8 protein-coding genes and 1 tRNA gene are annotated in these 16,778 nt (G+C 35.4%); 2 read left to right on the plus strand and 7 right to left on the minus strand.

Going from position 1 to position 16,778, the window contains the following annotated elements; genetic code table 11:
- Positions 1-6 precede the first annotated feature (6 nt).
- Together RM542_RS12755 and RM542_RS12760 are read right to left on the minus strand one after the other, a co-directional pair.
- A complete protein-coding gene (locus RM542_RS12755) occupies positions 7-2,343 on the minus strand; it encodes an ABC transporter substrate binding protein (protein ID WP_311386135.1) in 2,337 nt (778 codons plus the stop codon).
- Positions 2,344-2,410: 67 nt separating this feature from the next.
- A complete protein-coding gene (locus RM542_RS12760) occupies positions 2,411-3,298 on the minus strand; it encodes a hypothetical protein (RefSeq protein ID WP_311386136.1) in 888 nt (295 codons plus the stop codon).
- Positions 3,299-3,492: 194 nt separating this feature from the next.
- Here RM542_RS12760 and RM542_RS12765 point away from each other — a divergent pair, with 194 nt between their 5' ends.
- Both RM542_RS12765 and RM542_RS12770 read left to right on the plus strand, forming a co-directional pair.
- Entirely contained in the window at positions 3,493-4,554 is a 1,062-nt protein-coding gene (locus RM542_RS12765) for a histidine kinase (protein WP_311386137.1), read from the plus strand.
- Position 4,555: 1 nt separating this feature from the next.
- Positions 4,556-5,326: a LytTR family DNA-binding domain-containing protein gene (locus RM542_RS12770; protein ID WP_311386138.1), complete on the plus strand. Its 771-nt coding sequence runs from the start codon at positions 4,556-4,558 to the stop codon at positions 5,324-5,326.
- A 161-nt stretch (positions 5,327-5,487) separates the two neighbouring features.
- Here RM542_RS12770 and RM542_RS12775 read toward each other — a convergent pair whose 3' ends face one another.
- From RM542_RS12775 to RM542_RS12795, 5 genes are all read right to left on the minus strand, one after another.
- The gene (locus tag RM542_RS12775) at positions 5,488-6,051 is read right to left on the minus strand and encodes a BfmA/BtgA family mobilization protein (RefSeq protein ID WP_311386139.1); all 564 of its coding nucleotides are present in this window, start codon (positions 6,049-6,051) and stop codon (positions 5,488-5,490) included.
- A 292-nt stretch (positions 6,052-6,343) separates the two neighbouring features.
- A complete protein-coding gene (locus RM542_RS12780) occupies positions 6,344-7,603 on the minus strand; it encodes a site-specific integrase (protein WP_311386140.1) in 1,260 nt (419 codons plus the stop codon).
- Between the two features lie 216 nt (positions 7,604-7,819).
- A tRNA-Pro gene (locus tag RM542_RS12785) sits at positions 7,820-7,894 on the minus strand.
- A 69-nt stretch (positions 7,895-7,963) separates the two neighbouring features.
- Positions 7,964-8,257 (minus strand): hypothetical protein, encoded by a 294-nt coding sequence (locus RM542_RS12790; RefSeq protein ID WP_311386141.1) that lies wholly within the window; start codon positions 8,255-8,257, stop codon positions 7,964-7,966.
- A gap of 200 nt (positions 8,258-8,457) precedes the next feature.
- Positions 8,458-16,776, minus strand: coding sequence for a T9SS type B sorting domain-containing protein (locus RM542_RS12795; protein ID WP_311386142.1), 8,319 nt, complete (start codon positions 16,774-16,776; stop codon positions 8,458-8,460).
- Between the last annotated feature and the right edge of the window lie 2 nt (positions 16,777-16,778).

Here is a 16,778-nt window from a genome sequence, read left to right on the forward strand (position 1 = left end):
GTAATTCTATTTATTTAAAAATTCTAACAGCCTAAACTCAAAATCCTGCAGTTGCTCGGGCGTTGCCAAAGAACTGAAATAACCTAAATTATATTCTAGCTGTAAAAACTGTTGAATAAACGAATAGGTGCTAAAAGCATAATTTTGTTTTGCTTGTACTAGAGCATTTTGTGCATCCAAAAGTTGTACAATAGATACTTGCCCAACTCTGTATTTATTTTGATTCAATTTGAAATTTTGTTCTTGGTTCTCTAGTGCTGTTTTTGAATAATCTAAATCGGTATAAGACGTAAATAATGAAATCAAGCTATTTTGAATAGCTAGTTTGATATTTTGATTAAAATTTTCGATAGATAACTCGGTTTGGTCTAAAGAAATCAACGTTTGTTGCTTATCTAGTTTTCGTTGCGTTCCATCAAAAATGGGATAATTTAGGGTAAGACCAACATTCCAGGTATCATCAGCAAACTCAAATCCTTCAGAGGGACTACTTGCCATACCACCTCTTAGAAATGTGCTGTTTAAGTTACCGCTAGCGGATAACGTTGGTAAATAAAATTGACGTTTATTTAATTTTAATTGACGTTCCAAGATATTTTTATTAGCCAAAAGCTCGCCACCAGTAGGGTTACTTTTTTGAGCTTCTAAAACTAAAAATGAAGCTAACTTTTTTAAGCCTATTGGCGACTTGATGGCTTCCAAAATAGGATGCTCTTTATAACGTGTAAAAACCTCACTTTCTGTACTTGAATCAGCAATTTCAAATTCATCTTCTAAGGTGTAGTTTAGTAATTGATTTAGTCCTAATTTGGTAATTGCAGTATTAGCTTGAGCTTCTATAACTAGTTGGGTATTCGATGCTACTTCTCCTTCAAAACGATAAACATCTGAGTTGTCTGCAGCCCCTAAACTCTTTTTGAGTTTTGCAAGGTCAAGGTTTGTTTTTGATAGTTGTAAATTTTCATTTTGTATATCTAAGGAAGCCTGATTCTGCAGAATACTAAAATACCCGGAGTAAGTATCGAAAATGACATCTAGTATATCTTGTTGCGTGTTATATTTTTGAGCTTCAAGCAAATATTTGCTTGTTTTAATATTAGCGAGAATACTTTCAGAAAAAATAACTTGTGATAATGACAAATTACCAGATGCTGAACGTTGTGATTGTCCAATAATATCGCTTGATTGATTTTTACTTAATTCAGTGTAAGAAACAGAGGCATCTAAATCTGGATAATAATTTGAAATAGCTTGGTCAATATCTATTGTTGAGTTCTGGATATCTTGTTGACTAATTTTAATGTCAAGGTTTTCATTTAGTGCTGATGTCAAAATATCAGTGAGGCTATAAGAAATGACGTTTTTATCATTTTCTATGGTATGTGCGGTAAACACTAATTGATAAGTTAGCGGAAATTGAATTTTTTTTGCTGTAGATAGGTTTACAAAAAGTTCTTGCTTCAGGTTTAAACTCACTGGCATTTCAGATAACGAAAAGCCCTCTAGTGTTTCGTCAACGGTTAAAGCTATTTTTCTCTTAATCTGCTCAATGTCGTCACCTAATCCAAATAAAACGCCACTTGTAACTTGTTCTTTTGAAGTTGAAAAAGAAGGTGTTTTTTGCAGTTCTAATTGTTCTATAATTTTATTTAAGTTGTCTTTTGGATATTGAAAATTAAAGAGTAGAAATGCTGCTTGCACATCTTCGGGAAACCTAAATGATTCTAAATTCGCTTCATCTACAGCAATCGTTTTAATCTTTATGTTTAATTCATTTTCAATTTCTAGAATATTATACCTTGCTGTAGCTTCATCGAATATTGATATTAAATCACTATCAACGACTAACGAAAGTGATTCAAAATCTACCAATTCTTTAAATTTTTTGATGGATGTTATTAAATCGGTACTAGTTTCTATGTATGTGAAGTTATTTTTACCACTAGTTCCGTTTTCGGTTTTTGGCAAGAATTGTAATCTGTAATCTAAAACTCCTGCGACTATTGTTGGCTTTGAAAACACAGTATTTTGTGATATACCACTCAAACTTTTAGGGCCTAGTACAAAAATGATATCTACAGAAGTAGCATTAATTTTAGTATACGCGGTTAGACTTTCATCTTTATTGGTAATACCATTAATTATATTTGATGGATTGATTTTGATACTGTAGTCGCTTCCTACTGTCTTTTGAATTTCGGATTGGAGACTATCTAATAAACCCAACGCCATTTGTCTGTTTTGCACATCTGTGACAACACCTATATTTATTTCCTTTTGGGCATAGCATCCTATGCTAAAGACTAATGCTAATGTCAATAACAAATATTTATGAATCCTCATTTTCTGCTAGGGTTTAATACGTGTTTTTTCTTTTTAAATACTTTTATTGAAATTAAAAATTCAATTATTAAAGATTTTTATGCTCAAAATTAAGTGCCTCGTAAACTCGCTCTTCGTGAGTTCCTTCTGGATTAACGACATGGTCATAAGCCTTCATAGTACTTTTATTAAAGACTATATTTTCACTATTTGATTCTTTACTAAGCCAAGAAATAAAATAGATATCGTCAGCAGGTTTAGTGACATAGGTTTTATAAGATTGGGAATTACCCTCAGGTTTTGTTACGTGTGTGGTAGCATCTTCTACCTTAATAACTAATATACCTGCTGGTGTTTTTAATTTTAAAACCTTTCCTGTTAATTCAGTTCTCGCAGATTTGTTTTCTTTTATAAGGGGCTTTTCTTTTGTATAAATCTCAGGAAGGTTATAAGATTCTGTATTGGATTCGATAGTAGACATCACTTTGAACATACTTGTCAATTCACCATCAGGAAATGGGCACTCAATAGATGGGCCGCAATTGATACTTCCATTAATCATTTCAAAATCTGTAGTATTGGCATCATTAGTTTGACCAGAATCTAAATGGGCAAAAACAGTTTTGTTCTTTAAGTTTACAACCACGTTATCACTACCGCCATTGGGTAAAATCCACGATAAAAAATAGATACTATCACCTACCTTAGAAATTTGCGGACTTACCTCAGAAACAATACTATCAAAATACCCTTTATAGCCACGCCATTTAATTTTATTGTCAAATATGGCAAGTCTAAAACCACCAAAATTATTATACGTATACTCAATAAATTTTCCTTCTAAATCTCTATAACCTGAGCCAGAAACATTATTTTTTACCTTAAATCCAATAACCTCTTCTTTACTAAGGACAGTTTTTTCTTTACAAGAGTAAAACAGCAATAATGATAAAATAAATCCAAGTATGATTTTCATTTAATTCCCCTGATTTAATTTTCCACAAGCTAATTTTTAGTCGCTAATCAAGGAAAATTAAACTGACGAAGGCTGTAAAAATGAGTGTAAAAAAGGGGAAAATCAGGACGAATATTATTACACCCATTAACCAAATAAAAAAAAGTATTTGCTTGTTAAAATATTTGTACTTTGAGTACCTAAATACATCTTATTTGGACTTAAGTAAATTAAAAGTTAGAAGTAAAAAACACTTAATACTGATATCAGTTTTTTTAAGTGCGATATACTTATCCTTTAATTTTATCATTCTAGTTTTCTTTTCACCTCCCGATTTAAAAAAAACGATAGGCTTAGAAGTTATTTTAATGCCAATATTAGTCTTTATTACAATATCTGTCTGTACGATATTAATAGATTACATAGTAAAGGGTTTAGATAAATTAGGTATTGCTATTGATAATTGGAAAAGATGGATTATTGGTTTTATCGTTACATTGATAATTTCGGCAACAATTAGCTTATCAACTTTCAAAGTACTACCAACACCTCCACCATTTGATGTTATTGAGTCCGAGTTTCAGCAACTCATTTTCTTCTTTTTACCAAATTATCTTTTTTTAACTGTTATTTACACTATAGTAGAAGTATGGAATTCAATTCAAAAGAATAAACATTTACAGATTTCTCTAGCTAAAGCTGAAAAAGAAAAAATACAATCTCAACTTTCTGCCTTGCAACAAAAAGTAAATCCACATTTTTTATTTAATAGTCTAAGTGTTCTCTCAGAACTCGTGTATGAAAACCCAATTAAAGCGAATGCATTTATCGAAGAATTCACCAAAGTCTATCGCTATGTGTTAGAGTTTAAAGAAGAAATTTTAGTCTCTGTATTGAAAGAAATTGAGTTTGTGAATGCTTATATTTTTCTTCAAAAAATAAGGTTTGGTGATAATCTAAAATTTGAAAATCGGTTAAGCAAAGATGCATTTAACAAAAAAATTCCACCACTTTCTTTACAAATGTTGATTGAAAATGCTTTAAAACATAATGAAGTGTCTAAAGCTAAACCATTATATATATCAATGAATGATACTGGTGAATATTTAGTAGTTACTAACAGTATACAAACACGTTTAGAAACGCCTAATTCCACTGGCGTCGGTATTTTAAATTTAAAAAAGACGTATGATCTGATTTCAAAAACAAAACCGGAATTTATTAAGACAAAAACAGAGTTTATTGCTAAACTTCCATTAATCAAAGAATCTCATTAGTATGATAAAAGTTCTAGTAATAGAAGATGAAGAATTATCAGCTAAGCGTTTAGTTCGGCTTTTGGATTCAGAAAAAAATAATATTTCTATTGCAGGTCAGTTTGATACCGTTTTCAAAACGGTTACTTATTTAAATACTAATAAAAATGATATCGATTTAATATTCTTAGATATTCATCTAGCAGATGGTAATAGTTTTGAAATATTTAACCAAATAGAGTTAAACATTCCCATAATTTTTACCACTGCTTATGATAATTATGCGCTTGAAGCTTTTAAACAGGCAAGCGTTGATTATCTACTTAAACCAATACAACAGATAGAGCTTGAAAAAAGTTTGAAGAAATTTGAACAAATTTTTCGCAAATCCAACACTGATTTTCAAGTAAATTACTCTAAACTTATTAGAGATTTAGAAATAAATAGGAATAATCTTAAAAGGCGTTTTTTAGTGCAAGTTGGTTCCAAAATTCGCTCAATTGATATTAACGAGATTGATTTGTTTTATGCTGAAAACAAATCTTGCTTTTTAGTTACTCGTCAACAAAAGATATACGATGTCAATTATACTTTAGAAAAACTTAAGAATGAATTAGATTCTGAAAAATTCTTTAGAGTTAACCGCAAGGTTATAGTAAAAATTGAAGCTATTAAGGAAATACATCACTTCTCTAAAAGTAGATATAAGCTAGAATTAAACAACCCTTTGGATTTTGATGTTTTCATTTCAGCTGAACGGATAACAGACTTTAAAAAATGGATGAATAGTTAACTAAAACTCACGCCGTAATTTTGATTCAATAGTAAGGTTTTATGTGGAAAGATTATTTTGATAATTCTTATCAACCTTTCCAGACAAACAAGCGAAACTTTGTTTCGTGCTGTAAGTCCCAAAACTTACCAAACTTCATCCTATTTTTTTGCGAGGTAAAATTAAAAGTCTTTTTTCAATACTTGTTTTAGACTTTCGAGTTCTGATTCCTTAATTTCAAGTTTGAAATATGGTTTTCCAAATCTTGGTTTTTCTTTTTTTATCTGTTCTAAGAATCGAAGCACTTGTTTTCGTTCTGACTTCCATTTCTTCTTTAGCATATAATTGTCGTATTGGGTCACTTTATCCCTTTTTAAGGATTGGTCATACATTTTTTGTTGGAGCTCTAAATCCTTTCGACTATTCTTCTCTTCTTGTTCTGCGAAGTCAAATACCTTTTTAAGCATATCATGGATTTTTGGGATGGAACTGTTCTTTTCCCAATTACGAAGCAGTTCTTCCAAATAATCCAATCGTTTGTTCAATCGATGTTCAAAACCCATTTGGTTCATTAGGTATTTGTTCTTTGGTGAAATCTTTGCCCCCTCAAAGAAGTCCATCATCAGTTCCAAGGTAAGTGTATGTGACTTGGAAATCTTCTTTGAAAACTCCCGATACCTTCCAGCAACTATACGATTGATGCTTATGGCCGAGAAATCACTTTTTTTCTTCTTTTCAGTTTCCATTACAGTAATTTTTTTGAGGTTTTATAAGGGTTAACAGCTCTTTTACTGTTTTTTGCGCCAAAATTATTTTTAGCTTCATTTTCAATTCATTGAAAACCAATGGTTTGTAATTCGTAACATCGCTTTAGCGTGTTACCCTCTTGCTTTACAAACCTTATCCGCTACGCCGCTAAAATTTGTAAACTTCTAGCAGAATTTTTTATTCAAAAAAGTAGTTGTGCCCTATCGGATTTTTGCTTCACGCTTACCTCTCGGGACGCTACAAAAACCCAACAGGAACCTAGCACAAAAGTTAGGGTAAGGATTTTGGGGCTGCGCTTCTTTCAACTTCTTGTTTCCTTTTTAACTTCTCCATCAAATCATTCATGTCCTCCCCTACTTTCTTTTGCAATATCCTTGCATAGATTTGTGTTGTGGATAGTTTGGTATGTCCTAATAACTTCGAAACTGTCTCTATGGGAACTCCATTGGATAAGGTGACCGTAGTTGCAAACGTATGTCTTGCAGTATGGAAGGTGATGTTCTTATGGATACCACAGGCATTGGCTATCTCCTTTAGTATTTGATTGGTCTTTTGATTGCTATAGACCGGCAACAGTTCATCTGTCATTATACTTTCTTCTCGGTACTTCTCAAGTATTGCTTTGGCCATGGGCAGCAATGGAATCCTGACCGGTTCATCGGTCTTCGCCCTTTTGGTATGTATCCTTTGGCTTCCATCTATTCCAATCAGTATTTGGTTGGGTTTTAGTTCTTTGATATCAACGTAGCAAAGTCCTGTATAGCAACTAAACAGGAATATATCCTTGACCCTTTTTAAACCTATGGGCATGAAAGAGGTATCCTCAATCAATTTGAGCTCTCTTTCGGTGAGGTAGCTACGTTCGTTTTTTACAAACCGAAGCTTATAGTTCCGAAATGGGTCTTTTTCCAACCATTCCATACTCAAGCTTAGGTTAACTATTTTCATCAACCGTTCCATATGCTTCATTACACCATTATTGGCACAGGTTCTTCTCGCTGTTTTGGGTTTATAGGTTCTGATATAGTTTTCAAAGTTGACAATGAACCTATAGTTCAATTGGATTAAGTAGATATCATCAGTCTTAAATTTTTCCCTTAAAAATTCTTTCAGGTACTTCTCAGTGGAAAAATAGTTCTTAAGGGTTCCGGGCTTGAGGGCGTTGTTGATATTCTTGTTATGGTATTCCACGGCCTTCATAAGGGACATTCGTTCTTCGTCCTCCCCGAAGTACCTCAGCTTTATTGCTTTGGCCGTAATCAACTTCCTTTCCGAGTGCAATTGCTTGTGGGCATTGAGGACTTCGGCATGTACATCGTCCAAATAGGTGTTCAATAAAATCAGGTTTTCGCTCGTTTCTTTGGCTCGACACCTAAAAATATCCCAATTGCACACCGAAATGTCCCGCTTTATACTGAATTCTGCGCGCTCTTTATTGACCGTGATTCGGGCATAAATGGCCAATATCTTTGGATTGCTTCTCTTTTTTCGGGTGAAGAATATCACCCCTAATGTGCTGTCTGTACGCATGTTATAAGTCTTTTGGGTTAAACAATATTGTTTAAAGACTACATCTAAAATGAACTAAATGCTATTTAAAATTAGCACAAATTGCGTACCGCTTTGCACACCGAATTGCACACCAGAAGGGTGGTTTTAAACGATATCATATGATTGCAGAAAAAATGAAAAACCCTGGAAATCATACGATTAGCAAGGTTTTGATATTGCCAGAATGGCGGTTCGTCGGGATGACAGGATTTGAACCTGCGACCACACGGCCCCCAGCCGTGTACGCTAACCGGACTGCGCCACATCCCGTAAAAAGAAACGCAAAAATATAAATTTATTATGATTTGTGAAGGTGCAATAAGCTGAAATTACGTTGAATTAGTTGCCTATAAGAAATTCTCGTATATCCATATAAAATGCCTCTCGAGCTCCTGCCGAATCGTTCTGTGGGTTAAAAAGAAAGTAACTTATAGTTTGGTTCTCGCAAAAATCTTCAATGTCATCGCCTTTCCATAAATGGTAGCTCATCAAAAGGGTATTATAGTCTATAGAATAGGGTTTCTCATCAACAGCATTTAAATATAAATTCATCATAAAGATGGATTCTTTATTAATAGCAAAATCACTATTGAATAAAAAGGAAGTTGCGTGGGATTGTCTTTCTTTTTTCATTAATTATGGTAATGGAGAAGGTTCGTTCCAGTTTAACATTACTTTACTTACAGCAAATTAGACCAATATATAGTAATAGCAATGCTGTTAATAGGTGAATCGACTATTTATAACGGTGAATAGACAATATTATATAGTGAATTGAAAATGTAAATTAAGTTTTATTTAACATATTGATTATCAATAGATTAAACTAGCTATTATCTATATAAGGTGAAATGACCGAAGAACTGCTGTTTTTCATTGTCATTGGTGTTCACAACATACCAGTAATCTCCCGTTGGAAGTGGATTACCCTCATAACTACCATCCCAACCTTTAACTTCGTTTAAAACGGCTACAACGCGCCCATACCTGTCGTAAACTTTAACTTCAATATCAGGAAAGAACTCACTATTCTCTGGGAACCATTCATCATTTAAATTATCGCCGTCTGGCGTAAAGAAATCTGGAAATTCTGGCATTCCATCAAAATCAAAAGGCATTACTAAATTAGCGACACACCCGTTTTGGTCACGAACCATGATATTAATGTTTGCATCTTGATTTATGGTAAAAACGTTGACATCTCCGTAAGATTCATCTTGAAAAAAGAACTCATATCCTCCAAAACCACCAGTAACCGTTGCAGTAACTTCATTAGGTCCAGTCTTCTCTGCTTCTAAAATTAGTGGCATATATTCATCAATTTCAAACTCCGTAAATGTTACACAACCGTTTTCATGATAAACATATACAATGTGTTGACCTGCTGGCAAATCACCAAATACTCTAGTATCAGTGGCTAAAGAAATATCATCAACATCTAAAGAAAAGAGAACATTAGAAAGTAGCGAGTTATCGGTAAGTTCAATTGTGGTAGTGCTATTTGGGAAAATTCCATCACAGCCATATTGAACAATTGGTTCAGCCATTAAATCAATACCAATACCGACTGGCACGATAATATTTGTTTCGCATCCGGCTGAATCTCGAACAAATATCACATAGTCTTCTCCACCAGCTAAATTATCGAAGAATAGCGCATCATTCTGAACAAAATCAGCATCGTCAGCAGAGTTAACACTTGTGAAATAAGGTGCTGTTCCTCCCATGACATTTAAAGTAATGGTACCATCATCATCACCTAGACAAGTTTCTGGAGTTGAATCGGCTAAGCCAGCAACTAATTCCATTGGCTGCTCAATAACCACAGTTCTCGTAATAGTACAACCAAGCTCATCTTGGACGATAATATCATATTGTCGTGGAGCTAAATCAGTAAAGGTTTTTCTATTAGGATTTGCGGGATCATCACCTTCAAAAAACTCACTTAAGGTATCAGAAATTGAATATCTAATTACTCCTGTTCCACCGCTTGCTTCTAAGATTATTTGTCCATTAGTTTCTCCAAAACAGGAAGCATTCATAACTTCAAAATACTCTAATACTAATGGTGGTTTAGGCTCAATAACTATTGGAGGTGAAATGGCCTCACAGCCTCCACTTGTTGCGAAAACATAATAAGTACCAGGTGCTAAATCTCTAAATATACCAGAGCTTTGTGCAGCACGAATGGTATTACTAGGGTTTGGATACGGAGGCAAGTTGGTACTAAGCAACATATAAGAGTAGTTACCAATTCCGCCAAATGCTTCTGAACGAATAATACCAGTTGCTTCTCCAGCACAATTAATTGTTGCGTTCGTTAAATCTAAAGAAATAACTAATGGAGCTGCGGGATCAAGCGAGATTTGATTTGATAATTCAAAAGGACAACCATTAGAGTTTTGAACATCATATTGAAAAGGTCCAGGATCTATTGTAATATCTTCTGCAATTTCAATACTGGTTAAACCCGTACCAAAAGGAACAAAAGGGTCTGTAGTGCCTGATCGACGGTAATAATAATCAACGCCTAATTCCGGATTTGTTACCGTTAATAACATTCTACCCAAATCGCCGCAACCTGGCGGCTGAAGTTCAACTAATTCAGCGATAACAATCTCTGGGTCTTGAACATTAATTGGTATTGTTGTAAAACTACAATTCCAACCGTCAAAAACTGTTATCGTATAATCACCTGCTGCTAAATTTGCAAAAGTTGGATTCGTCTGTAAACCACTAGTTGTTCCATCTGTTAATCTGTTCAATTGATACAGATAATTACCAGCTCCTTGACCGCCAGAAATATTGTAAGCTTCTATACTACCGTCATTGTCGTTATTACATCTTAAAGGACTTACGACTTGAATATCAGCATATATGGCTGTTGGCAATGCTAAATCTACTGTACTAGTGGTCTCACAACCATTACTGTCTCTTATGCTAACCGTATAAAGGCCTTCTTCTAAATCAGAAAAAATTGGATTGTTGTTAGGAAAATCAACTAGCATACTTCCATCTGGAGCTTCTAATCGATATTCATAAGCCCCCCAACCACCATCGCCTGAAACAGTAATCTCGCCTTGACCAGGTACGTTACAAGTAACTTCGGCAGTTTGACTCGTTGTAACCGTTAATGCCCTATCTGGGGAGCGCACTGTAGCTAAATTACTTACCACATCACAAAAAGGGCTATCTAATGCTTCTATTCGAACTACCATATTACCTGCAGGTAGACCATTTATAATTTCTGGTGAGTTTATAGGTGCATTGGTATCAAAAGAACCTGTAACACCAGTAGTAGTTTCAACACCACTGTTGTCACGAGAGAAAACTTCGTAATTATAGTTGCCACTATAATTTGCTATTTCAAGACTAATTTGTCCATCATTGCCATTGAAACAACTTACTGGTCTTACCTCAGCAATAGTTGCTTGAATATTATTATACTCTGGCATATTTATCACGCTTGTCAAATAACTACATCCTCCTCCTGATAAATCTGTAACAGCAAAAATATAATCACCGGGTGTTGAAATTGGCCAAACAACCCTATCGGTCCCGCCTGAATTTAGTGCTGGCTCTGAACCTAGTGGAAGTATTTCGACTTCATAATTGCCGACTCCTTGATTAATGACAATTTCAATTGCGCCAGGAGCTACACCAGACCCGGAAACATCGCACGTAATTGGATTAACATTATAACTAAAAGTCAAATCAGTTGGCGCATTAATATTTACAGTTGTAGCAACCTCACATCCGCTTTGATCTCTTGCAGATATAACAATACTTTGGTTGCTACCATTATCAATAACTTCAAAAACACTGCTCGTTTGAAAGTTAGTACCGTCAAATGCTGCTGTTCCATCATTCATGCTATAGGTGTACGGACCAGTACCGGTTAAAACACCAGAACCATCACCATTTGAATCAACAAAAGCTGTAATTGTTGCTGTACTAAATTGATTACTTGAAGGGTTACAAGTAAACTCCGTATTTAAAGTATTAATCTGAAGTGCAGTTGGTTCGCTAATAATAATATCTGTCGAACGGTTAGTACAACTCCTATTTGATTCAACTCCAACTTGATAAGTACCAGGACCTAAGTTGTCAAAAACTGATGAACCTTGTGGACCTGCAATTATTGTTGTTGTACTGCCATCATAAAGGGTATAACTCAACGGTGTATCGCTATCTGTACCCGGTTGAAGTTCAACCGAAATTGATGCGTCATTGGCTCCAAAACAACTAATTGAGGTATTGGGTGTTGCTGTAATAACTGGAGTATCTACAGTTGTCACATTAACAACAGCATTATCTGTGCATAAGGGCACAGTATTAGAACTTAAATCTGTAACTAAAATATTATAATCTCCTGGAACAATACCTGTGAATACATTCGAACTTTGAGGTGCTCCAATAGCCAATAATGTGAGATCATTTCGTAATTGATATTCAAAATTTCCACTTCCTCCACTTGTGTTTACAGTAATGATTCCATCTCCAGCGTTACAAGTTGGTACTGATGTAGCATCAGCAGTTATAGAGAAAAAGTCAAAAACATCGGCACTTATTGTTGCAGTACAACCATTACCATCTCTAATGGTAATCACATAGCTTCCAGGGTTCGGAACCAAAAAATTTGGACTGTCTTGAAAACCACCTCCAATATCATACTGAAAAGTAGTTTCTGGTCCACTGGCTGGCACAGTTAAAGGTGCTGTAACATCAATTTGATAACCACTTGTTGCTGTACATTGGTTAATTACATTAATTGATGGTGCAGGTATCCCTGCTGTTTCCGTGACGGTCTCAGTAACTAAGTTTGTACATCCATTAGCATCTTGAATATAGAAATCATAGTCAGCTGGATAAGGTCCAGCAATTTCAAAAGTAGTTTCCGAAACAAAAGTAGATGGAACTGGATCACCATTAGGCACGTAAGCAAAACCATATGGTGCGGTACCACCTTGTCCATTTACCGTAATCAAAGCTCCTGCATTACAAGTGCCAGGCATATTATTTATAATTAAAATACTTGGTAAATCTTGGGTAATCAGCACTAAATCACTTGCACTACATTGTGTGTTTAAATCATTAACAATTATTTGATAATTGGCAGGTGAAAGATTGGTAAAAGAACCATTGTACGGGATTGGCTCATTATTAAATGTTGTAGGTCCGGAAACAGTAACACCTGTATCTGTATTTTGTAATTCTATAGTAAAATCAGCAGGGCTTGGAGCAATACCGGTAATTTCAAAGAAAATATCGCCAGTACCCGCCGGTGAGCAGGATGCTGACGAACTGGTTGTATTTACATTAATTGGGCTTGGGGGAGTAATAGGATCTATTTGTTCTATATACGTGCAACCGTTTGCATCTCTAACTTCAACAAAGTAGGTTACACCAAACGTTACTACTGCAGAAAAATCATGAATATCAATACTATTTACATTTGCCAACACAAATGTAGGATCTCCAACTAATCTAAATTCATAAGGAGCGAGCCCCCCTGAAGCCTGTACTCGATAAGAAATAAAAGGGTCAGAACAATTTAAAGGAGGTGTATCTAAAGGAGTTAAATCTAATTGATTCTGCTCTATACTAACTATATCTCTATCTTCACAACCTGAGGCATCAGTAGTTATCACTGTATAATCACCTATAGGAAGATTTGGAAAATTTTCCGAAGTACTTACTGTTGCCAATGAAGAACCAACTAGGGTATTACTATTGTCGTAAACTTCATAATCATAAGGGGCAACACCATTCAAAATACTTACATCTATAGACCCTTCAGTAGTTGCAGGTGGAAATGCACAAACTGCGTCAGTTACAACCACATTTGCATCTAATGCAACACTAACAGCTATTGTTGCGGAAATTGCAGGGCTAACACATCCTCTGCTATCTCTAATGTATAAATTACTATAGGTACCTGCTGCATAGCCCGAGAATAGATTTTGATTACTGAAAGTTGTACCACCATCATTACTATACTGGTATGGTGGAACACCCTGAGTTGTATCTGGTATTAGTTCTATTATTCCATTATCAAGGCCACAGGTTGTATCAATAACATTAGTGCTGCCCGCGATGGTTTCTTGTGGAGTCAAAATCACCTCATTTGAAGTATTATCACAACCCTGACTGTCTCTTACGACAAACCGAAATGTAGTATCTACAGTAATAGATCCATTATTCGGGATAGTATGAACAAAAGTATTACCAGTAAAGGCAATATTTGAAGAGGTCAAAACCCCATTAACATAAACATCATAATCCACATAATTACTACCTGAAGGGTAACCGTTGGAAACCGTTACTTCAATCTCAGCATCAGGTCCTGAACATTCTAATTCTCGTATTATGCTTGCATTTGCTGTAATTTGTGGTTGAATTGTTATAGCTAAATCATCTCTACAATCATTAGCATCTACCACCTCAATAGTATAGTTACCTGGGTTTAATCCGGAAAACGTAGCGCTGCTTTGAAGTGCTCCACCATTTATTCTATATTCATATGGCGCAAGTCCGCCAGTGGTACTCATAACTAGGGAAGCAGCGTCGAATGCATCATAGCAAAAGTCCGACGCTGCAACATCCACAGTCAAAGTAGGCGTGCTCAAGGCACTTAGGGTAAATGTATCAGTAACCGTACATCCGTTGGTGTCTGTAACACTTACTTGATAAGTACCCGTTTGTGATAAATTTGAAAATGTATTTCCGTTTTTTGGTCCTCTGGTTGAACTATCTGGTTGTGTTAGCGTATATCTATTTCCACCCCATCCACCGGAAGTATTGACAATAACACTTCCAATATTTCCATTTTGGCAATTCATAACCTCAACATCAAGGTTATCAATAACTAAAGCAGCTGAAGGCCCTTCTATAGTCAATGTTGCTGTTGAAGTACAGTTCGTATCTTCATCTGTTACATCAATACTATAATTACCAGCAGCTAAAGAAGTTAAATCAATAGTACTATTTGTCTGACCGGTGAATACTGTTCCACCATCAATGCTATAGCTATAAGTGACATTAAATCCATCAATTAAAAAACGCCCTTCTCCATCACTATCGCCAAAACAGGTAATAGGACTAATTTGTTGAGATTGTGCTTCAATGGAGCTGATATCTGTAATTGCATAGTTTTCATCATAAAAACAGCCCGCTGAATCCGTTACTCTAAAAGTATATGTACCTAACCCTAGACCTGTAAAAGTAGAATTTGCACCATTATCAATAACACTTGCACTAGGTGCAATAATTTCGTAGTTAAAGGGGCCAACCCCATCAGTCACTGTAAGAGTTATAGAAGCAGTTGTTGAAATACAGTCTAAACTAGAAATAGCAAAATCTAGATCAGTTGGTTTATCTAAAGTATCAAATACAATATCCGGTAAAGCTTCAACACAGCCATTGGCATCGCGAACTAATGGTGTGTAGGTCCCTACTCCTAAATTAGAAAAAACCGCCCCGGTACTGAAGCCAGCTCCAATACTATATTCATATGGTCCTGTTCCACCAGATACACCTGAAATTGTAATCTGCCCACCTGTTTCATTAGAACATGAAGGTGTTGAGTCTGGGTTAGCACTTGCTAAAATAGTTGAAGGTGTGCCTATAGAGGTGGTTAATGCACCAGTATTACAAGTAAAAGAATCTTGTGTATATCGCAGCATGATATCGTAAGATCCAGGAGCAAGATTTGAGAAAACATTACTCACTTGATACGTTGTTCCATTATCAATACTATACTCAATATTATAACCAAACCCATTAGTAAGATTAACCACAATTTGACCGTTGTTGGCACCTCCACAGTTAGCATCAAAAGGAGTTACCGTAAATGTGGGAGGTGGAATATCTGCTACATCAACCGAAGCAGTTCTTTGGCAGCCATTAGCATCTTCAATCAATAAGTTATAAGTGCCTGAAGAAGTCACAGAGAACATAGTTGAACCTGTATAGTTAGCACTAAAATTAGTGCCCCCATCTAAACTATAACGGTAAGGAGCTGTTCCACCCGTTGTATTCACTGTAACATCAACTGAAGTTGCTCCACAACCAAAACTATCAGAAGTAGTTGCTGAGACATCTAAAGGACTAATTCCTGTTCCGATTTCAATTAAATTGCCGCTAATATCTGTTGTGACGGTTTGATCACAGTCGTTTGTTTCAACACGAATAGTGTATATTCCTGAACCTACATTAGCAAAAGTATAAGTGTCTGCTCCGTCTGGGCCAAATGTATCTACTGTTACACCATTTTTGATTAAGCGGTAGGTATAAAAACCAGGAACACCAGTAACTTGGACATCAATACTACCCTGTTCGCCACTGCATTGAATATCATTTTTTGTAACTTCAACCATCATATCTAAACTCTGTACGGTCACCGTGTTTGATGGAAATAGACAAGAACTAGAACCAGAACCTACTAAACGTACCCATACTAAATAATCGTCGGCCACAGTAACATCAAAAAATGGATCGGTCTGATAAGGTCCCGCTGAACTGTTCAGACTATACTCATAACCATTAGGAACATTTGTTATTTCAACTCTACCTGGATTTCCACATACAATATCTTCAAAAATTAACTGCGGATCTAGAGGGTTTTGAGTCGCCTTTAGATAATAGTAAGGTCCTGAATCAACTCGAACGCGATACTCGCCCGGTGCATCTAAATCATATGTGGCAGCACTACCGACTGAATCCCAACAAGTATCTGCTGCACTAAAAGTTGGGCAATCATCGATAACACTAGGTGCACAAGTACTTGCATCTAATTTTTCCCATTCATATGAACTTCCTGTTTGGCTAAGTGATAAAGTGCGAATATCACTGGTACCACAAAGAAAAAATTTGGCTAAGGTACTCGCATCATTAGGACAAATAACTTCTTCATTTGCACCTTGAATAATTGTGGTAAACAAGGGAGCAAAAGTCGTTAAGGAGCTTTCTGTAACATCTTTATTATCATTTTTAATTATTACAGGAGGTACAGTAGTCTCGATAGAATTAGGCATACCAGGCTTTGTATCAAATAAAAGGTCATTTGATTTTATTACTGCCGAATAAACTACAACTGATGATAACACCAATAGCAGGACGTACAGATGACGTCTTGTTTTTTTGCGGGGCATAG

The organism is Croceitalea sp. P059 (assembly GCF_031846365.1).
GTDB classification, from domain to species: Bacteria; Bacteroidota; Bacteroidia; order Flavobacteriales; family Flavobacteriaceae; genus Croceitalea; species Croceitalea vernalis.

Excerpts from the sequence above, each read along its gene's own strand:
- RM542_RS12755 (WP_311386135.1), bottom strand. The coding sequence starts at position 2,343 with ATGAGGATTCATAAATATTTGTTATTGACATTAGCATTAGTCTTTAGC.
- RM542_RS12760 (WP_311386136.1), bottom strand. The coding sequence starts at position 3,298 with ATGAAAATCATACTTGGATTTATTTTATCATTATTGCTGTTTTACTCT.
- RM542_RS12770 (WP_311386138.1), top strand. The coding sequence starts at position 4,556 with ATGATAAAAGTTCTAGTAATAGAAGATGAAGAATTATCAGCTAAGCGT.
- RM542_RS12775 (WP_311386139.1), bottom strand. The coding sequence starts at position 6,051 with ATGGAAACTGAAAAGAAGAAAAAAAGTGATTTCTCGGCCATAAGCATC.
- RM542_RS12780 (WP_311386140.1), bottom strand. The coding sequence starts at position 7,603 with ATGCGTACAGACAGCACATTAGGGGTGATATTCTTCACCCGAAAAAAG.
- RM542_RS12790 (WP_311386141.1), bottom strand. The coding sequence starts at position 8,257 with ATGAAAAAAGAAAGACAATCCCACGCAACTTCCTTTTTATTCAATAGT.
- RM542_RS12795 (WP_311386142.1), bottom strand. The coding sequence starts at position 16,776 with ATGCCCCGCAAAAAAACAAGACGTCATCTGTACGTCCTGCTATTGGTG.